This window comes from Enterobacter sp. UNJFSC 003 (assembly GCF_036903355.1).
GTDB lineage: Bacteria > Pseudomonadota > Gammaproteobacteria > Enterobacterales > Enterobacteriaceae > Enterobacter.
Window position 1 is genome coordinate 89,513 of record NZ_JBAKHK010000001.1, and the last position, 19,802, is coordinate 109,314.

Genomic DNA, 19,802 nt, shown 5'->3' on the forward strand with positions numbered 1-19,802 from the left:
GTCCTCAGCATAGCGGGCGCGGTATTGTGCTGGCAGAGCCGCAACCTTATGCGCTGTATAAGAGAAACTTTGAATGACAACGCTCAATCTGGGATATCTCGCGACGTTCCGCCTGGTGATACAGCGCGGCAGTTTTTCAGCGGCTGCAGATGTGCTGGGTATTTCCCAGCCGGCCGTCAGCCAGCAAATTCGCCAGCTGGAACAGTTCCTGCAAACGCGACTGGTGGAACGCACCGGGCGCGGGCTTAAGGCCACGGCTGCTGGACAGGCGTTGTTGGTTCATGCGGAACGCGTTGAGCAGACGGTGGAAGACGCTATTTGCGCCGTGAATGCGTTCAATCACGACGTGAGTGGTACCCTAACGCTTGGTACGGGCGCGACGGCCTGTATTCATCTTTTGCCGCCGCTGCTTCAGCAGCTTCGCAGGGATTATCCGCTACTCCGGGTGGGCGTGACTACGGGTAACACCCTCGATATTGTGCGCGCTGTTGAAGAAAACCGGCTTGATATGGGGTTGGTGACACTGCCCGCGAGCGGACGAGCGCTGGACGTGACGCCCGTGCTGGACGAAGAGTTTGTTTTGATTGCGTCATGGGAGCAGCGGGAGGTGTTTGCCGCCTTAACCCCGGAGATGTTGCACGCGCAGCCGTTGATTGCTTTTGAGTCGGGCAGCGGGACCCGGGCGCTGATTGACGGTTGGTTTGACGCCAGCGGATTAGCCCTCGCACCGGCCATGCAGCTGGGCAGTATTGAGGCCATCAAAAGGATGGTTCGCGCGGGGCTGGGTTACAGCATCGTGCCGCGAATGGCGGTGGAGCAGGTGGCCGATCGTGAAGGGTTAGACGTTCGCTCATTAACGCCCGTTTTACAACGCCAGCTGGCGGTCGTTATGCGCCAGGATAAGATCCTCAGCAAAGGGATTGTGGGCATTATCCGGCTACTGCGAAACCCTCCACGGCGTTAGCGTTCGGGCGTTTCAACGGTCAAGCTGGTTTGTTGCGACTGGATTTTGTCCTGGTGGTGATACCAGGCTCCAATGGAGGAGTAAACAAAGCGGCCAAAGAAAAACAGGAAGCTGATAAGCAGTATGATGCGGGTCATCCGAGTGTTAAATCGATGTCGTTTATGCATACGCGTGACCTGGCTCACGATGTTTTCCTGGGTAAGCCCTTTTGGGCGATACGGATATTAAGGCACAGCAAAATGACGGGGTCAATTCTACGATCTGTAAAACTCCGTCAATGTTTACATTAACTAATGTTATTAAAGTTAATGCATGCATTTACCACGTTGATAATAAGAAGAAAAATAAGCAGGAAAACCGTAAGAAAGAATTATTTGGATAAATTAGTTTGATTTAAGTCAACGGTTTCCCTGCTGCGATAATTAAAATCCTTCCTCCACACTGCTTGCCTCGCATTTACCGGGCAGCATGTTCGTCAGGTTGGATGCCTGTCTTCATTTACCCTCTGGAGCGAAGGGTGTTAAACGGGCATCTATGAATATTTTTCCCTTCCTGAAACACAATAAAGACCGCTGGTGGGCACTTCCTCTTATTTTACCCACCCTGCTGCTTCCTTTGCTAAGCGCGGCTAACACCCTTACTCAACTGGGCGATGGCGTGGTGACGCTCTATTACATCCCGCTTGCATACCTGCTATCCGTGATGTTGTTTTTCGGTCTGGAAGCCCTTCCCGGCATCGTGCTGGCGCTGTTTTTCCGTTATTACCCTACGGTGGGGCTGTTTGAAGCCGGTGCTGCCATCCTGCATTTCATTGTGCCTCTCGTCCTGAGCTGGGGGGGATATCGCGTATTCGCCCCAGGACGCAACATGACGGCGTATGGGAATGTCGGGTTAATGGCCCAGCGCATCTTCTGGCAGGTTTTTTGCCCGGTAACACTATTTCTGGTGCTGTTTCAGTTTGCGGTCTATCTGGGCATTTATGAGAGCCGTCAGAGTCTGGCGGGGCTAAACCCGCTCAATATTCGGACCCTTATCAACTATCAGGCGCTGCTGGTGAGCGGGCTGACCGGCGTACCCTTTTGCTATCTGCTGATCCGCCTGATTCGCCATCCGCGCTACATTAAATCTCTGATCTCGCAGATTCGGGCGCAGATTGATAAAAAAGTCACCGCCGGCGAGTTTCTGACCTGGTCTTTCGTGCTCGCCGGGCTGCTTTCGCTGCTGCTGCTCCCCATGAATGAAAACAGCTCTATTTTTAGCACTAACTATACCCTGTCGCTGCTGATGCCGGTGATGCTCTGGGGCGCAATGCGCTTTGGCTATAAGCTGATATCGATTATCTGGACCCCCGTTCTGCTGGTGTCGATTCACTATTTCTACCGTTATATTCCGCTGCATCAGGGGTATGACATTCAGCTGGCGATCACCTCATCCAGCTATCTGGTCTTTTCATTTGTCATTATTTACATGTCGATGCTGGCGACGCGCCAGCGTGTGGTGAATATTCGTTCCCGCAGGCAAGCGCTTCTCGACCCGGTGGTACACATGCCGAACCTGAGAGCGCTGTCGCGCGATCTTTCCAAAAATCCGTGGTCGGCACTGTGCTTACTGCGTATTCCCGAGCTGGAGGTCCTGGGGCGAAATTACGGCATTCTGCTGCGCATTCAGTACAAACAGCAGTTGGCTCAATGGATTAACGGCACGCTCCAGCCCAATGAGCGCGTTTATCATCTGACCGGCTGTGACCTGGCGGTTCGTCTGAACGCTGAGTCACATCAGCAGCGTATTGATACCCTTGATGCGCATATTAAGCACTTTCGCTTTGTCTGGGATGGGATGACGCTGCAGCCTCAGGTGGGGGTGAGTTACTGCTATGTGCGCTCGCCGGTAAACCATCTCTATTTGGTTCTGGGGGAACTGGGGATTATTGCCGACCTGTCGATCTCGACTGACCACCCGGAAAATCTTCAGCAGCGTGGCGCCCTTCATCTGCAGCGCAGCCTGAAGGAAAAAGTCTCCATGATGAGTCGCCTGCAAAACGCGCTTGAGCAGGACGCGTTCACCCTGATGGTTCAGCCCGTTCGCGGCCTGCGCGGCGACCAGTATCATGAAGTATTGCTGCGGATGTCGGATGAAAACGGCGCGCTGATCTCTCCCGATCGGTTCCTGCCCGTCGCTCAGGAGTTTGGCCTGTCGTCGCGCGTGGACCTGTGGGTGTTGGAGCGCACGCTACGCTTCATGGCAGAACACCGCGACGCACTGCCTGGCCAGCGCTTTGCCATTAATCTGGCACCGTCAACCGTCTGTCGGGCCCAGTTCCCGCTGGAGGTGAGTCGGCTATTGGTGAAATACGCCGTTGAGGCGTGGCAGCTCATTGTCGAAGTTACCGAATGCAGCACCTTTTGCAATGCGGAGCGGGCGGCGCTGACCCTCAGACAGTTACAAAAAATGGGCGTCCGTATCGCGATTGATGACTTCGGGACGGGGTATGCGAGCTATGGGCGGTTAAAAAGCGTGGATGCCGACATTCTCAAAATCGACGGCAGCTTTATTCGCAATATCGTGAACAACAGCCTGGATTACCAGATCGTGGCCTCTATTTGCCATCTGGCGCGCATGAAGAAAATGCTCGTGGTGGCGGAGTATGTCGAAACAGAAGAGATACGTAGCGCGGTTCACGCGCTAGGTATCGATTATGTCCAGGGTTATCTGATCGGCAAGCCGGTCGAGCTTGAATCGCTGCTGGAAACCGAGGCGTCAGCGATCGACGCCTGAGCCGTTACGCCGCGACGTCGGAGCTCTCTTCTTCGATCTTCAGCATCCAGCCGGTGACCGCTTCCCAGTACTGCTGTTCTTTTTCCAGATCCAGCAGCACCAGCGCATTCTGGCTGAACCAGTCGTGTGGGAAGCTTAGCGTCCAGTGGTGATCGTCCGTTTTCAGCCTCAACGTCGGCGGCGTGGTGGTCGCCTGGCGTTGATTATTCAGCAACACGCCCAGACGCAGCAGTTGAATAAGCGGCAAGAACTGTTTTTTCTTAAACAGGGTGAAGCGCGGCAGATCGTCGAGCTTGATGGCTTTACGGTGATACCGCACTAGCGTTGCCATCATGGTTTGCTGCTCCTGATTAAAGCCGGGCAAATCACTGTTTTGCAGAATATAGGCCGAGTGGCGGTGCATTCCGCTGTGATTAATGTTTAACCCCACCTCGTGAAGCATCGCCGCCCATTTCAGCAGTGCAGCCAGTTGCGGGTGCGCCAGCTTAGGGTTTTGATCCTGCCACTGGTCGTATATCTGAACCGTGGTTTCCAGCACGCGCTTCGCCTGTTCACGATCGATGTTGTACTGGTTGGCCAGGCTTTGCGCGGTGCGGCTGCGAATGTCCTGATGGCGGAAACGTCCTTCCATCTCATACAGCACGCCTTCACGCAGCGCACCGTCGGAAAGGCGCAGTTCCTTAATGGCCAGCGCATCGAAGACGCCGCACAGGATCGCGAGGCCCGGCACAAACACCGCTTTACGCTCGTCAGAAAGTCCCGGCAGGCTGAGTGCTTCAAAGCTCTTATGCTTAAGCACTTCTTCGGTGAGCATGACCAGGCGTTCAGGGGTAATGAACCCGTCCTTCTCGCCCATGGCCAGCAGCACCTCATGAGACGCCTTGATGGAGCCTGATGCGCCCAGCGCCACGTTCCAGCCCTGAATGCGATACTGCCAGGCCAGGTTTTCCAGTTTCTGAACAGCGGCCATGCGCGCACGCTGAAAGTTCTCACGCGTGATCGCGCCGCCGGGGAAATACATCTGCGCGAAACTGACGCAGCCCATGCGTCGACTTTCTACCAGACGTGGCTCGAAGTCTTCACCAATCACCAGCTCGGTTGATCCGCCGCCGATATCGATAACCAGCTTGCGGCCTTTTTCTGGCTGCGTGTGCTCTACGCCCATAAAAATCAGTCGGGCTTCTTCGTTACCGGAGATGATCTCAATCGGGTAGGGGATAACCTTTTCCGCCCGCTTGAGAAACTCTGGCGCGTTAAGCGCCTGGCGTAGCGTGTGCGTACCCACGATGCACACGCTGGACGGAGAAAAGCCCTGCAGGCGTTCCGCAAACAGCGACAGGCAGTTTAGGCCGCGCTCCATGGCTTCTTCGCTGAGCATGCTGCGCGCGTCCAGGCCATCGGCCAGATGCACGCGTTGCTTCAGGCGGCCGATGATCTGCAGCGCGCCATCAACCTCACGGGCGATGACCATGTGGAAACTGTTAGAACCAAGATCGACCGCGGCAAACTCCTGTGGTCGTGGGGTCTTATCATTTATCGGCATAGGTTAATCGGGTTGCTCGAGTGATTTGATATAGTCGTAAATCGCCAGCTGCGACCGCACTTTGCGGCGGTTGCCGCGCGGTACATAGCGATTACTCAGTTCTTTGTCGATATAGCGTGCTTTTACCGTATCGCTAAACAAAATCTCGATGATGTCGAGGATCTGCTGCTTCAGGCGCGGATCGAGCAGCGGAGCCGCCACTTCAATTCGGTAATCAATATTACGCGTCATCCAGTCCGCAGAGGAGAGGTAAACCTGTTTATCGCCCGCATTATCGAAAATATAGATCCGATCGTGTTCCAGATAGCGGTCAACGATGCTGATAACGCGAATATTTTCACTGATGCCTTCCAGTTCCGGGATCAGCGAACACATGCCGCGGATCAGCAGGTTAACCGGCACGCCGGAGCTGGATGCCGCATACAGCCTGTCCACCAGCCCTTTGTCGACGAGGTTATTGAGTTTCAGGGTGATACCAGACGATATCCCTTTCTGCGCATTGGCGATCTCTTTGTCGATCATGTCGTACAGCAGGCGACGTGAGTTCTGCGGCGACACCAGCAGATAATCGAAGCTCACCGGACGATACGGGTTCTCAATAAAGTTAAACACTCGGCGCACTTCGTTAGTGATGCGCGCATCGGCGGTCAGCAGCGAGTAGTCAGTATAAATACGCGCGGTTTTCTCGTTGAAGTTACCGGTGCCGATATGGGCATAACGCACCACGTCTTCTCCCTCTTTACGGGAGATCAGGAACAGCTTGGCGTGAATTTTCAGCCCCGGCGCGGAGAAGATAACGTGGACACCGGCTTCCGTTAGACGGCGCGCCCAGTGAATGTTGGCCTCTTCGTCAAAACGGGCCTGCAGTTCAACCACCACGGTCACTTTCTTGCCGTTATGCGCCGCGTGGATCATCGCATCGATAATGCGGGAATCTTTTGCCACGCGGTAGATATTGATTTTGATAGCCAGCACGTTCGGGTCAAATGATGCCTGACGTAGCAGTTCCAGCACGTGTTCAAAGGTGTGGTACGGGTAATAGAGCAGAACATCGCGCTCGCGGATGGCGTCGAAACCGTTGCGGAATTTATCGAACCACAGGTGACGCAGGCGCGGCAGCGGTTTATTCACCAGATTGGCTTTGCCAACGTTCGGGAAGCCAATAAAGTCTTTAAAGTTGTGGTACCGCCCGCCCGGGATAATGGAGTCATAGCGGGAGATGGTGAGCTTATCGCGCAGCATTTCGACCATCGCATCGGGCATATCGCGCTGGTAAACGAAGCGGACCGGCTCTGCCGTCAGACGCTGCTTCAGGCTGGAAGACATCAGCTCCATCATGCTGGCTTCCATCTCGTGCACCAGGTCATATTCGGCGTCACGAGTCATCTTCATCGAGTAGGCGTTTAACGCGTCGTAATCGAAGAAGCCTTTGAAGATATCGTCCAGGCAGTAGCGCAGGATGTTATCCAGCAGGATCATCGGCTTGCGTCGGCGCGGGGTTTCCGGCGGCAGGTTCACAAAGCGCGGTACTTTGTCGGACGGAATTTCCAGCAGCGCATAGCTAATATTGTCACCGCGAATAATTTCCACCGCCAGATAGGTGTAGTCATCCTTCAGGAACTGCACCAGATCGGTTTCGCGGTTAATCAGAATCGGGGTGATGTGCTGACGCAGATAGTGTTTAAAGTAGTGACGCAGCCAGGTCTGCTGGTTGGCGGAAAGCTGGCGTTCGTTGATCAGGAAGATTTGGTTGCGTGCCATTTCCAGCAACAGCTCGTTGTAGAGGCCGTCAAACTCCTGATCGGCTTTCATAACGCGAGACTGGATTTTTCCAAGCAGGTGGCGCGAATGGGAGTTTAAACCCTGTTCTTCGCTGATGATGATTCGCCGCTTCAGTTCGGCAAAGCGAACTTTGTAGAACTCATCCAGGTTGTTGGAATAAATGCCTAAAAAACGCATACGCTCGATCAGCGGGTTACTTTTGTCTGCCGCTTCCTGCAGTACACGCTCGTTAAATGCTAACCAGCTTAGCTCTTTCTCGATATATAACTTTTCCTGACCCATTACAGCTCACACTCCAGTTCAATCACAGGACGTGGTAAATCCGTCTCGTCCTTATTATGGCGAGCATTTCCACGATATGTCCAACAGTGCCAGAAAAGTATGACAGTTATTTTTTTTGTTGGGGAATTTAGAGGGTTGGAGAAGGGAAGATCGGGTGAGCGTTGCGCCACCCGACTGAACAACTACTCTTCGGCCGCATAACCCTGTGCAGGCAGCTGAACGCCGTCAAGCCAGGCCGCGCCGTCGCGCATTTCCAGACGCCCGTCGACAAACCAGCTTACCACCAGCGGGTAGATGGCGTGCTCCTGCGTTTGCACGCGCTCGGTCACGTCGTCTTCGTTGTCACCGTCAAAGACCGGCACTTTTGCCTGTAGAATCACCGGGCCGCCGTCCAGCTCGTCAGTCACAAAATGCACTGAGGTGCCGTGCTCTTCATCGCCGTTCTCCAACACCTGGCGGTGCGTGTGCAGGCCGGGATATTTGGGCAGAAGGGACGGGTGGATATTCAGCAGACGACCGGCATAGTGGGAGACAAACGCCGGGCTAAGGATGCGCATATACCCCGCCAGCACCACAACGTCCGGTGCGTAGGCATCAATCTCTTGTACCAGCTCGCGGTCAAAGGCTTCGCGACCCGCGAACTGGCTGGCTTCCAGCGCATGTGCGGGAATGTTCGCTTCCCGCGCACGCTCAAGGCCGAACGCATCGGCCTTGTTGCTGAATACTGCCCGAATGGTGCCATTGATTTTCTTCTGCATGCAGGCGTCAATGATTGCCTGCAAATTGCTTCCGTTACCGGAAATGAGCACCACAATATTTTTCATTCAATGACCACACGCTGTTCGGAATCGGATGCTTTAATCGTACCGATTTTCCACGCGTTTTCACCTTTCTCGGTCAGCAGCGTAATGGCCTTGTCCGCTTCGCTTGCTGGCAGGGCGATAACCATGCCCACGCCGCAGTTAAAGGTGCGGTACATTTCGTGAGAGCTTACGTTACCTGCGGTCTGCAGCCAGTTAAAGACGGACGGCCACTGCCACGAGGACGCGTCGATCACCGCTTGGGTGTTATCCGGCAGTACGCGCGGAATATTTTCCCAGAAGCCGCCCCCGGTCAGGTGGGCAATGGCGTGCACGTCGACGTTCGCGATCAGGTCAAGGACGTTTTTCACGTAGATGCGGGTTGGGGCCAGCAGGTGATCGGCCAGCGGTTTGCCGTCCAGTTCGGTGGTCAGTGGGTCACAGCCGCTCACTTCAAGAATTTTACGCACCAGAGAGTAGCCGTTGGAGTGCGGGCCGCTGGAGGCCAACGCAACCAGCACATCGCCGTCGGCCACTTTGCTGCCGTCGATAATTTCTGATTTTTCTACCACGCCGACGCAGAAGCCTGCGACGTCATAATCGTCGCCATGGTACATGCCAGGCATTTCCGCCGTTTCGCCGCCTACCAGCGCGCAACCGGACTGCAGACAGCCTTCGGCGATACCGCTGATCACGCTGGCTGCGGTATCCACATCCAGTTTGCCGGTCGCGTAGTAATCGAGGAAGAACAGTGGCTCAGCGCCCTGGACCACCAGGTCGTTGACGCACATTGCCACCAGATCGATACCGATCGTGTCGTGACGCTTAAGATCCATCGCCAGGCGCAGTTTTGTTCCTACGCCGTCAGTACCCGAGACCAGAACAGGTTCACGATATTTTTGCGGCAGCGCGCACAGTGCGCCGAATCCACCCAGGCCACCCATTACTTCAGGGCGGCGGGTTTTTTTCACCACACCTTTAATTCGGTCAACCAGCGCATTACCTGCGTCAATATCAACACCGGCATCTTTGTAGCTGAGAGAAGTTTTGTTGGTCACGGCTCAAGTCCCCACGCGATTGCATAGCTAGTAAGAAAAATCGGCGCAATTCTAACAGTCCAGGCAAACGTTTGCGAGCCTATTCTGGGCAGGTGGATTTTTTTTTCCGCCGAGCCCCAGACGACGTGCAAACTTGACTCCGTTCACGAAAATGAAACCGGTTTCGGCGTTCTGCTTGCAACCAGTTTGTTGAATGAACATCATGCACTGAAACCGGTTTCAGTTTCATTCAGGAGGGATGAAAGAGATGAAAATCGCCGCATTTGATATTGGTGGCACAGCGTTAAAGATGGGCGTCTCCACGGCAGAAGGGGCGCTCCTGCATACTGATAAGGCCGCTATCAAGAACAGCGACGGCGAGGCGATTTTGTCGCAGATGCTGAACTGGGTGGCGTTACATCCCGACGTCGAGGGCATTGCTATCAGCGCGCCGGGCTACGTCAATCCCTATACCGGTTTTATCGCGATGGGGGGCGCCATCCGTCGGTTCGACCAATTTAATATCAAAGCCTGGCTCGAAGCGCGCACGGGGTTGCCGGTCACCGTAGAGAATGACGCTAACTGCGTGCTGCTGGCAGAACGCTGGCAGGGGAAGGCGGCAGACAGCGATAATTTTCTGGTGCTGACCATCGGCACCGGCGTCGGTGGGGCAATATTCTGCAACGGCCAGCTGGTTCACGGCGCGCGCTTTCGCGCCGGTGAGTTCGGCTACATGCTTACTGAAAGGGCCGATTCCAGGCGTATCGCCCGCCACTCCATGAATGAAAACTGCACGCTTCGTACGCTTCGCAAACGCTATGCCGACTTCTATGGCTTAGGGCTTGAGGACGTCACGGGAGAGGCTATTTTCGATGGTTACGACGCGGGGGACGCGGTGTGCCGTCGTCTGGTCGATGACTTTCTCAACGGCATTGCGACAGGGCTTTACAACCTGGCGAACGTTTTCGATCCCCAGACCATTTTAATCGGCGGCGGTATTGCAGAGCGCCCGGGGTTTATGGATTTGCTACGCACGCATCTCGCGTGGTTTGGCATCGCGGATATCGCCGATGTCGTGAGCCACGGCAACAGCGCCGGACTGATTGGCGCGGTTTATCACTTCAGACAGCAGTATCCGTCAGCAATTAGCAACATCGAATGAGGGAAAAAGTATGTCAGGATTCAAAGAAGGTTTTCTGTGGGGCGGCGCGGTGGCGGCGCATCAGCTTGAAGGCGGCTGGAAAGAGGGCGGCAAAGGGGTTAGCGTTGCCGACGTGATGACGGCAGGCGCGCACGGCGTGCCGCGTGAAATTACCCACGGCGTGTTGCAGGGCAAAAATTACCCTAACCACGACGCTATCGACTTTTACCATCGCTATAAAGAAGACATCAAACTCTTTGCCGAGATGGGGTTCAAATGTTTCCGTACCTCAATCGCCTGGACGCGTATTTTCCCGAAAGGAGATGAGCTGGAGCCAAACGAAGCGGGCCTGACGTTCTATGACGATCTGTTCGACGAGTGCCTGAAATACGGTATCGAACCCGTTATCACGCTGTCCCACTTCGAGATGCCTTTCCACCTGGTCACCGAATACGGCGGCTGGCGCAACCGCAAGCTGATCGACTTCTTTGTTCGCTTCGCGGCGGTTGTCTTCGAGCGCTATCAGCATAAAGTGAAGTACTGGATGACCTTTAACGAGATCAATAACCAGGCCAACTTCCACGAAGACTTTGCGCCATTTACCAACTCCGGGCTGAAGTACGAGCCGGGTGAAGACCGCGAGCCCGTGATGTTCCAGGCGGCGCACTATGAGCTGGTGGCCAGCGCCCTGGCGGTGAAAGCGGGACGGGAAATTAATCCGTCGCTACACATTGGCTGCATGATTGCCATGTGCCCTATCTATCCGCTGACCTGTGCGCCGAACGACGTGATGATGGCAATGAACGCGATGCATCGCCGTTACTGGTTCACTGACGTCCACGTGCGCGGCAAGTATCCGCAGCACCTGCTTAACTACTTTGAACGCCGTGGCTTTGCGCTGGATATTACCGAAGACGATAAAGCGGCGCTGACGCAGGGCTGCGTGGATTACATCGGCTTCAGCTATTACATGTCCTTCACCACCAAAGCAACGGAAGACAACCCTGCGCTGGATTACGACGAGAGTAAGAGCCTTGTCTCCAACCCGTACGTGCAAAAATCTGACTGGGGCTGGCAGATCGATCCGGTCGGGCTGCGCTATTCCCTGAACTGGTTCTGGGATCACTATCAGCTGCCGCTGTTTATCGTTGAAAACGGCTTCGGCGCTATCGACGTGCAGGAGAGTGACGGCACGGTGAACGATCAATACCGCATTGACTACCTGGCGGCACATATCAGTGAGATGAGAAAAGCGGTGGTGGAAGATGGCGTTGACCTGATGGGGTATACCCCGTGGGGCTGCATCGACCTCGTTTCCGCGGGTACCGGTGAAATGAAGAAGCGCTACGGCTTTATCTTTGTTGATAAAGATAACGAAGGCAACGGCACCCTCAACCGCAGTAAGAAGAAATCGTTTGAGTGGTATCAGCAGGTGATTGCCAGCAACGGCGAGCATCTCTAATTGCCTTAACAAAGCCGGAGCTTGTCTCCGGTTTTTTTATCGGTAAAACACATTGCTTGATATACATCAAGCAATGTGGGTATGGCAGGATCCGAAAAAAGCGGTATAATCCCGCGATTTTTTTGCGGTTGCCGCCCAGAGGAGAAAGAGAATGAAGATTGTTGAAGTGAAACACCCACTCGTTAAACACAAGCTGGGCCTGATGCGTGAGCATGACATCAGCACGAAGCGTTTTCGCGAACTGGCTTCTGAAGTCGGCAGCCTGCTGACCTACGAAGCGACCTCTGACCTGGAAACGGAAAAAGTGACCATCGAAGGCTGGAACGGCCCGGTACAGGTTGAGCAGATCAAAGGTAAAAAAATTACCGTGGTGCCAATCCTGCGTGCGGGTCTCGGCATGATGGAAGGCGTACTGGAGCACGTACCGAGCGCGCGTATCAGCGTGGTCGGTATCTACCGTAACGAAGAGACGCTGGAGCCGGTTCCGTATTTCCAAAAGCTGGTGTCTAACATCGACGAGCGTATGGCGCTGGTGGTTGACCCTATGCTGGCGACGGGCGGTTCGATGATCGCTACCATCGACCTGCTGAAAAATGCGGGCTGCAACAGCATTAAGGTGCTGGTGCTGGTTGCTGCGCCGGAAGGTATCGCCGCGCTGGAAAAAGCGCACCCGGACGTTGAGCTGTATACCGCCTCTATTGATCAGGGTCTTAACGAGCACGGGTATATTATCCCGGGGCTTGGCGATGCCGGCGATAAGATTTTTGGTACTAAATAATCGAATAACGATAAAGAAGCCGACTTTGATAGTCGGCTTTTTTTTGAATAAAACACCCATAACAATACGACTGAGGAAAACGCTATGACGCGCCGCGCTATCGGGGTAAGTGAAAGACCGCCGCTTTTACAGACGATCCCGCTTAGTTTACAGCACCTGTTCGCCATGTTTGGCGCAACCGTGCTGGTGCCAATCCTGTTTCACATTAACCCGGCTACCGTTTTGCTGTTCAACGGTGTGGGCACACTGCTTTACCTCTTCATCTGTAAAGGTAAAATCCCGGCGTATCTGGGATCAAGCTTTGCCTTTATTTCTCCGGTGCTGCTTTTGCTGCCGCTGGGTTATGAAGTGGCGCTGGGCGGCTTTATTATGTGCGGCGTATTGTTCTGCCTTGTCTCCTTCATTGTGAAGAAAGCAGGTACCGGCTGGCTGGACGTGATGTTCCCGCCTGCGGCGATGGGCGCAATCGTTGCCGTCATCGGTCTTGAACTGGCGGGTGTGGCGGCCAATATGGCCGGTCTGCTGCCTGCTGACGGGCAATCACCGGATTCCAAAACTATCATCATCTCGCTGGTGACGCTGGGCGTGACGGTGTTTGGCTCCGTGCTGTTCCGCGGTTTTATGGCGATCATCCCGATCCTGATTGGCGTGCTGGCAGGCTATGCGCTCTCCTTCGTGATGGGCGTTGTCGATACCACCCCCATTGCCCAGGCGCACTGGTTCGCGCTGCCAACCTTCTATACCCCGCGCTTCGAATGGTTTGCCATCTTCACCATTCTGCCCGCCGCGCTGGTGGTCATTGCCGAACACGTGGGCCATCTGGTGGTCACGGCGAACATCGTCAAACGCGACCTGATCCGTGACCCGGGTCTGCACCGCTCAATGTTTGCTAACGGTCTCTCTACCATCATTTCCGGTTTCTTCGGTTCCACGCCTAACACAACTTACGGTGAGAACATCGGCGTTATGGCGATTACCCGCGTCTACAGCACCTGGGTTATCGGTGGCGCAGCCATCATCGCTATCCTGCTCTCTTGCGTGGGCAAGCTGGCCGCGGCTATCCAGATTATCCCGGTACCGGTGATGGGCGGCGTGTCTCTGCTGCTGTACGGTGTGATCGGCGCGTCCGGTATTCGCGTGCTGATTGAATCCAAAGTGGATTACAGCAAAGCGCAGAACCTGATCCTGACCTCCGTTATCCTGATCATCGGCGTGAGCGGCGCGAAGGTACACATTGGTGCGGCAGAGCTGAAAGGTATGGCGCTGGCGACGATTGTGGGTGTGGGCCTGAGCCTGATCTTCAAGCTGATTTCCGTCCTGCGTCCGGAAGAAGAAATACTGGACGCTGACGATAGCGAAAAAGCACCACATTGATCGTTTAACCGGGCGGACGATCCGCCCGGTTCTCTCCTTGCAGGTTCCGTGCTAAACTCCATGCCGATTTTACGTAATATCGGGTTGAGGTATTTCTGAACGGACCGGCACAGCTCTCTCTGCCACTCTATTTACCTGACGACGAAACTTTCTCAAGTTTCTGGCCGGGTGATAACTCCTCTTTACTGGCCGCACTGCAAAACGTGCTGCGTCAGGAACACAGCGGATACATCTATATCTGGTCACGCGAAGGCGCGGGGCGCAGTCACCTGTTGCATGCAGCCTGTGCTGAACTCTCTGCACGCGGTGACGCGGTGGGCTATGTGCCGCTGGATAAACGGACGTGGTTCGTGCCTGAAGTGCTCGAGGGAATGGAACATCTCTCTTTGGTCTGCATCGATAACATCGAATGCGTGGCAGGAGATGAGCCGTGGGAAATGGCGATGTTTAATCTCTATAACCGCATTCTGGAATCGGGCAAAACCCGGCTGCTGATCACCGGCGATCGTCCACCGCGCCAGCTCAACCTTGGGTTACCGGATCTGGCTTCGCGTCTGGACTGGGGGCAAATCTACAAGCTACAGCCGCTGTCTGATGAAGACAAACTCCAGGCACTGCAGCTTCGTGCCCGGCAGCGCGGGTTTGAGCTGCCGGAAGACGTGGGGCGTTTCCTGCTGAAACGTCTGGATCGCGAAATGCGCACCCTCTTTGATACGCTCGATCAGCTCGATCGCGCCTCCATCACCGCGCAGCGCAAGCTGACCATTCCGTTTGTGAAAGATATTCTGAAGCTGTGATGGCGCCGGGTGGCGCCATCGGGCTAGAGATCGCCCAACAGGTGCTCCACCAGCAGCGGTATCGGTCTCCCTGACGCCACGCTTCTTCCGTTCTCACGCCACAGCGCCGTACCGCTGATATCCAGATGTGCCCACGGGATGCCTGGCGGGCAGAAGTGATGCAATAGCCAGGCCGCGGATGCGCTAATGGCCGCATTGTTGGTGGGCGTGTTGCACAGATCGGCAATGGCGCTGTCGGTCTGCTTTTTCAGCCGTGCATCCAGCGGCAGGGACCACACCTCATCTCCGCTCTGCTTGCCCGCTTCGGTGAGGGCATGCCGCAAGGGTTCATTTTGCGTCATCAGCCCGCTCAGCTCATATCCCAGCGCTTTTACCACGGCACCGGTTAAGGTTGCCATATCGATAAGATAGCGCGCGTTCGGATGTCGCTGGCTGACCCAGGCGATGGCGTCCGCCAATACCAGCCTGCCTTCCGCATCGGTATTGTTGATTTCAACCGTAACCCCGTTGCAGGCTCTTGCTACCGTACCGGGCTGCATGGCGTCCGGCCCGATGGCGTTTTCCGCCAGCGCCAGCACGCCCATGATGCGAACGGGCAGGCCCAGCTCTGCCACGCTAAGCATCAACCCCAGCACGTTTGCTGCACCACACATGTCATATTTCATGGTGTACATCCCCGCGCCTTCTTTCAGCCACAGGCCGCCGGTATCAAACGTAATGCCTTTGCCTACGTAGCAGCGCACCGGGCCCTCGGATACGCCGTCATAATGAATCGCCAGCAGGCGCGGTGGACGGGTCGCCCCTTTGCCAACGGCGTGCAGTAGCCCAAGACCCTGCTCAACGATCTGCTTTTCATCGAGAACCTCACAGCGCAGGGCAGGAAAAGCGGCACACAGCTTTTGTGCCTCTTCGACCATAAACTGCGGCGTATAGCGATCGGAAGGGATATCTGCCAGACGGCGCGCGGCGACCATACCCAGGGCAATAGCCTGCTGCTGGCGAAAGAATGTTTCGAATTTTCCCCGCTGCTCCGGGCGGCAGAGGGCGGTGATGTGGCGAAGACGCATCGTCGTTTCGTCGGTTTTCTTTAGCTGGAGATCGCTGAGCCTGTGCGCCTGATTAAAGAGAAAGCGCAGCACCTGCGCCAGCACGATGTCATTGATTTCCGTGACGTCCAGAACCACCTCGCTGCTGGCGGGATTAGCAAGGAGCGGGCGCAGCGCGGTGAGCAACCCGTCGGTCAGGCTATCCTGCCAGAGGGGGTCGGGCAGCAGCGTGATTCGCGCAAAGGGCGCGCAGCCAAACCGGGCGTCCGCCGTGACGTTCTGCTCGCGCATTTCAGCGATAAGCGCCGTATCCGGCAGAAGGTGGCTGGCGGGGCGGGCAATCACATGGCTCTGCGGTTTCGCCTCTGAAAGGTCGGTAATAAACTGATACGTAATCATCATTGTTCCTCAATCGGGGCACGGATCCGTGCGGCATAGTCCTGCATCCATTCGTCATCCACGGCCTGATACTGCGTCTTCTCGGGCAGACGCTCGGTGCGAAACACGGTGAGCGGCTGTTGGGCTGACGCCACCACGAAAGAGAAGGTTTTGATATTGGTTGCCGCGCCAAACTCGCCTTTATTATTCATGCACACCACGGAGAGATCGCCCACGCGGCCAAAGCGCGACATCAGCTTGTCCTCCAGCTCAAACACCACTGAATCCGCCGCCTGCTGCGGTGACATTCCCTGCGCCATACGGCGCACGATTTCATAGCTGGTACAGCCTTTCATCAGGTCTTCACCTACGCCGGTAGCGGTGGCCGCGCCGGTTTCGCTGTCGCAGTAAAAGCCCGAGCCGATAATCGGTGAGTCGCCAATACGGCCGCGCTTTTTCATAAACAGGCCGCTGGTTGATGTGGCGACGCTCATCGACCCCTGCTTGTCGAGACCAATAATGCCTACGGTGTCATGACCATCGTAGGGGCTTAAGCCCTTATCCAGCGTCTCCCTACAGCGCTTGTGGTAATGCTGTATTGCGCGGTCGGTGAGCATGGTTTTATCGGCAAAACCCTGGTTCAGCGCCCATTCGCGCGCGCCCTGGCCGACCAGTAGACTGTTATAGCGCTGTCGGCTGAGGGCATACGCTACGCGAACCGGGTTGGCGATATCCACCAGATTGCCCACGGCGCCAAACGCTAGCGTATCGCCATCCATAAATGCGGCATCCAGCTCGACTTCACCGTTTTCGGTAGGCAGCCCGCCGTAGCCCACGGATTTGTACAACGGAAAATCCTCGACGGTGGCGACGGCATCCACCACCGTCGAAGCGGCCGGTTTGCCTGCAGCCAGCGCGGAGGCAGACTCCGTTACACCTTCAAGCGCCATTCGCCAGGTTGCGATAATTCCCCACATGCGTTACTCCTGTTTTGCAAGGGTTGAGTCGGTTTGCGTAACGGTGGCAATCTCTGCCGCACGGTACTGTTTATCCACGATGCGCATGAAGGGCAGATACAGCATGGCACCAATCAGCAGGTTTATGAGCTGCATAACGCTGCCGCTGAGATGTCCGGTCACGATAAAACCGCTGATGACCGGCGGCAGTGTCCACGGAATAAAGACCCCGGTCGTGACGGCGACTGCGCCAATTTTCATGGCGGCATACTGCACGGTGACCAGGACCAGAGGCACCAGATTGAACGGAATAAGCATGATGGGGTTCATGATCACCGGCAGCCCAAACAAGATCGGTTCGTTGATGTTAAATACGGACGCCCCCGCCCCCAGTCGCGCGACTTCACGCATGTTTTTACTGCGGGCAAAAATCAGCATTGCTATCACCAGCGACAGCGTTGCCCCTGCGCCCCCCATCCAGATCATGTCAAAAAACTGTTCGGTGATAATGTGCGGCGGCGTTGTCCCGGCCTGAATAGCGGCAATGTTATCGGTCTGGTTCTCCATCCACAGCGGGCGAATAATGCCGTTGATCATCGAGCCGGAGTTAATGCCCACTGACCACAGAATAGTGATGCTGAATACCGTCATCAGGGCGCCAAAATAGGATGTGCCATAGTGGCGCACCGGCGTGGCAACCACCTCGTAGATGAACTGGTGAATGGTGTGGTAGTGGGTATTTTCGAAGACGATGCGTATAACCAGCACCAGAATCATCACCAGCAGCGCGGGGATGAGCGCGGCGAAAGACTCCTGCACCGCCGGAGGAACGCCGTCCGGCATTTTAATCACCAGATTTTTTCGCTTCAGCCAGCAGAACAGTTCCGTCCACAGCAGCGAACCAATCATCGCCACGAACAGCCCTTTACTGCCAATCCACTCTACCGGCATCACGGTGATCCCGCCGTTCTCCGCCACTTTAATAAACGGCGTCAGGATCAGAAACGCGACCAGCGCCAGAATGCCACAGGAGATGCGGTCTTCACCGTAATGTTCGGCCAGGCGGAAAGCCACCAGGAAGCTGATAAACAGCGACATGGTCGAGAACACCGCGTTGAACGGAATTTCAATGATGGCGCTCCAGCTGGCACCAAAGGCCTGAGACATAAACTGTTGATAGGTTTGATTCGGGAACGACGAGATCACCAGCAGAATAGAACCGACGATGATGAAGGGCATGAACGACACGTAGGCGCCGCGAATGGCCCCGAGATGACGCTGCTGTGCCGTTTTGGCCGCCAGCGGCATCAGCTTTGCTTCAAGAAATCCCAGAACATTGTTCATTGTGAACTCCGTACAAGATTGAGTGGTGCGGTTTATGTTATGTCTGTGGATTATCAGTGAAGCGTGGCGAGCGAAAGGTGAAATCGGTCACAAAGCAACCGCCTGCGCTATATAAATCTCATATGATTAGTTAACGGAATTGTTGCGATGGAAATTAAACTGCATGCCAATGCCACCACCACCCCACGCATTCGTCGCTACCTTCAGCAGTCCGATAAAAGCGACAGGGAGCTGGCGGTTGAGCTTGGCATTTCAGTCACTACCGTCAGGCGCTGGCGTCAACGTGAGCAGGTTTCTGATAACCACACAACGCCGAAAGTGATATACAAAGCGCTGAGACAGGAACAGGTTGTGCTGGTAAACGCCCTACGGGACGAGACCGGTGCTCCCCTTGATGACCTGCTGTATCTGGTGAATGCGGGGTTAGGGATCTCTGTCTCACGGGCGACCCTGAACCGCTACCTCAAGCCGTTATCGGTAAAACAAAAGGGTGTCCCGTTGCAAGGTAAAAAGGCGCTGAGGGCAGGAATCGTGCCGCATCAGCTGATCCTGCATCATCTGCCGTTGTCACTGCATATGGACGATGGGGGCGAGCAGCATCTGCTGTGGGCGCGTGAGCCGGTGAGCGGCTGGTGCTATGCGCGGCTCTATGCAGGGCTTTCGCCTCAGCTACTGGCTCACTGGACGCGGGAGCTGCTTGATGCCTGCCCGGTCGCTATACAATCTCTTGAGACTTTTGGTTTTGAGGTGATAGTGGCGGAACGTGACGTTGCCATTAAAGCGCATCCCCAAAAGCATAACGTCCTGCAGGTGGCGGTACCATTAGGTGAAATCATTCCGCGCGCGACTACTGAGACGGCTGGGGATCTATTGATTCAACTGTGCGAGTTTTACAACTGCGGTAAAACGCAGAAGAAGCTAGGGGACAGTACGCCGCAGGCGTTTCTGGAAGCGCTGCGGCGCAAGGATTAAAGGATCTCGAGCACGTCTTCCGGCGGACGGCCAATGCGCGCCTGTCCGTTTGCCACGACAATCGGGCGTTCAATCAGCTTTGGATTTTCAACCATCGCCTGAATGAGCTGGTCTTCACTCAGATGAATATCATCCAGATTGAGCGACGTATAAAGGTCTTCTTTCTTGCGCATCAACTCCCTTGCGCTTCCCATTCCCAGCAGGTGCAAGAGCTGGCGAATTGTCTGCGCATCCGGAGGCGTCTCAAGGTATAGGATCACCTCCGGGTCAACGCCGTTAGACTTCAGCAGGCTAAGCGTGTCGCGGCTCTTGGAGCAGCGAGGGTTATGGTAGATCTTTACGGCGTCTGTCATGACGTGAACTCTCCTTTA

18 protein-coding genes are annotated in these 19,802 nt (G+C 55.4%); 9 read left to right on the forward strand and 9 right to left on the reverse strand.

Annotated elements, in window-relative coordinates; genetic code table 11:
• Window positions 1-73 precede the first annotated feature (73 nt).
• The gene (locus tag V5P19_RS00410; RefSeq protein ID WP_334399078.1) at window positions 74-964 is read left to right on the forward strand and encodes a LysR family transcriptional regulator; all 891 of its coding nucleotides are present in this window, start codon (window positions 74-76) and stop codon (window positions 962-964) included.
• On the opposite strand, the gene V5P19_RS00415 is transcribed toward V5P19_RS00410, so the two are convergent.
• Window positions 961-1,149, reverse strand: coding sequence for a YfgG family protein (locus V5P19_RS00415; RefSeq protein ID WP_214598033.1), 189 nt, complete (start codon window positions 1,147-1,149; stop codon window positions 961-963). The two genes, V5P19_RS00410 and V5P19_RS00415, sit on opposite strands and share 4 nt — an antisense overlap.
• A gap of 23 nt (window positions 1,150-1,172) precedes the next feature.
• On the opposite strand from V5P19_RS00415, the gene V5P19_RS00420 reads away from it, so the two are divergent.
• Both V5P19_RS00420 and V5P19_RS00425 read left to right on the forward strand, forming a co-directional pair.
• Complete coding sequence (locus V5P19_RS00420; RefSeq protein WP_334399082.1) at window positions 1,173-1,346, forward strand: hypothetical protein; 174 nt, start codon at window positions 1,173-1,175, stop codon at window positions 1,344-1,346.
• A gap of 152 nt (window positions 1,347-1,498) precedes the next feature.
• On the forward strand, window positions 1,499-3,739 hold the full coding sequence (locus V5P19_RS00425; RefSeq protein ID WP_334399085.1) for an EAL domain-containing protein: 2,241 nt from the start codon (window positions 1,499-1,501) through the stop codon (window positions 3,737-3,739).
• A gap of 4 nt (window positions 3,740-3,743) precedes the next feature.
• Here V5P19_RS00425 and ppx read toward each other — a convergent pair whose 3' ends face one another.
• The 4 genes from ppx to purM form a co-directional block, all read right to left on the reverse strand.
• Window positions 3,744-5,282: an exopolyphosphatase gene (gene ppx, locus V5P19_RS00430; protein WP_334399087.1), complete on the reverse strand. Its 1,539-nt coding sequence runs from the start codon at window positions 5,280-5,282 to the stop codon at window positions 3,744-3,746.
• A 3-nt stretch (window positions 5,283-5,285) separates the two neighbouring features.
• Window positions 5,286-7,346, reverse strand: a complete 2,061-nt coding sequence (gene ppk1, locus V5P19_RS00435) for a polyphosphate kinase 1 (RefSeq protein WP_334399089.1) — start codon at window positions 7,344-7,346, stop codon at window positions 5,286-5,288.
• A 182-nt stretch (window positions 7,347-7,528) separates the two neighbouring features.
• Entirely contained in the window at window positions 7,529-8,170 is a 642-nt protein-coding gene (gene purN, locus V5P19_RS00440) for a phosphoribosylglycinamide formyltransferase (protein ID WP_334399091.1), read from the reverse strand.
• Window positions 8,167-9,204: a phosphoribosylformylglycinamidine cyclo-ligase gene (gene purM, locus V5P19_RS00445; RefSeq protein ID WP_334399093.1), complete on the reverse strand. Its 1,038-nt coding sequence runs from the start codon at window positions 9,202-9,204 to the stop codon at window positions 8,167-8,169. The genes purN and purM overlap by 4 nt, the downstream gene beginning before the upstream one ends.
• A 247-nt stretch (window positions 9,205-9,451) precedes the next feature.
• Between purM and bglK the strand changes: the two genes are divergently transcribed.
• From bglK to V5P19_RS00470, 5 genes are all read left to right on the forward strand, one after another.
• The gene (gene bglK, locus V5P19_RS00450) at window positions 9,452-10,345 is read left to right on the forward strand and encodes a beta-glucoside kinase BglK (RefSeq protein WP_334401081.1); all 894 of its coding nucleotides are present in this window, start codon (window positions 9,452-9,454) and stop codon (window positions 10,343-10,345) included.
• A gap of 10 nt (window positions 10,346-10,355) precedes the next feature.
• The gene (locus tag V5P19_RS00455; protein ID WP_334399095.1) at window positions 10,356-11,786 is read left to right on the forward strand and encodes a 6-phospho-beta-glucosidase; all 1,431 of its coding nucleotides are present in this window, start codon (window positions 10,356-10,358) and stop codon (window positions 11,784-11,786) included.
• 151 nt (window positions 11,787-11,937) lie between these two features.
• A complete protein-coding gene (gene upp / locus V5P19_RS00460) occupies window positions 11,938-12,564 on the forward strand; it encodes a uracil phosphoribosyltransferase (RefSeq protein ID WP_023308769.1) in 627 nt (208 codons plus the stop codon).
• Between the two features lie 84 nt (window positions 12,565-12,648).
• Window positions 12,649-13,938 (forward strand): uracil permease, encoded by a 1,290-nt coding sequence (uraA, locus tag V5P19_RS00465; RefSeq protein ID WP_334399097.1) that lies wholly within the window; start codon window positions 12,649-12,651, stop codon window positions 13,936-13,938.
• A 95-nt stretch (window positions 13,939-14,033) separates the two neighbouring features.
• Window positions 14,034-14,735, forward strand: coding sequence for a DnaA inactivator Hda (locus V5P19_RS00470; protein ID WP_334401083.1), 702 nt, complete (start codon window positions 14,034-14,036; stop codon window positions 14,733-14,735).
• Between the two features lie 23 nt (window positions 14,736-14,758).
• Here V5P19_RS00470 and V5P19_RS00475 read toward each other — a convergent pair whose 3' ends face one another.
• Genes V5P19_RS00475 through celB form a run of 3 tightly spaced genes read right to left on the reverse strand, consistent with a single transcriptional unit; the run spans window position 14,759 to window position 18,459 of the window.
• Window positions 14,759-16,180, reverse strand: coding sequence for a leucyl aminopeptidase family protein (locus tag V5P19_RS00475; protein ID WP_334401085.1), 1,422 nt, complete (start codon window positions 16,178-16,180; stop codon window positions 14,759-14,761).
• A complete protein-coding gene (locus V5P19_RS00480) occupies window positions 16,180-17,136 on the reverse strand; it encodes a N(4)-(beta-N-acetylglucosaminyl)-L-asparaginase (RefSeq protein WP_334399098.1) in 957 nt (318 codons plus the stop codon). The genes V5P19_RS00475 and V5P19_RS00480 overlap by 1 nt, the downstream gene beginning before the upstream one ends.
• Before the next feature lie 3 nt (window positions 17,137-17,139).
• Complete coding sequence (celB, locus tag V5P19_RS00485) at window positions 17,140-18,459, reverse strand: PTS cellobiose transporter subunit IIC (RefSeq protein WP_334399100.1); 1,320 nt, start codon at window positions 18,457-18,459, stop codon at window positions 17,140-17,142.
• 147 nt (window positions 18,460-18,606) lie between these two features.
• On the opposite strand from celB, the gene V5P19_RS00490 reads away from it, so the two are divergent.
• The gene (locus V5P19_RS00490; protein WP_334399102.1) at window positions 18,607-19,431 is read left to right on the forward strand and encodes an XRE family transcriptional regulator; all 825 of its coding nucleotides are present in this window, start codon (window positions 18,607-18,609) and stop codon (window positions 19,429-19,431) included.
• Here the strand turns inward: V5P19_RS00490 and arsC are convergent.
• On the reverse strand, window positions 19,428-19,784 hold the full coding sequence (gene arsC / locus V5P19_RS00495; RefSeq protein WP_334399104.1) for an arsenate reductase (glutaredoxin): 357 nt from the start codon (window positions 19,782-19,784) through the stop codon (window positions 19,428-19,430). The genes V5P19_RS00490 and arsC overlap by 4 nt on opposite strands.
• Between the last annotated feature and the right edge of the window lie 18 nt (window positions 19,785-19,802).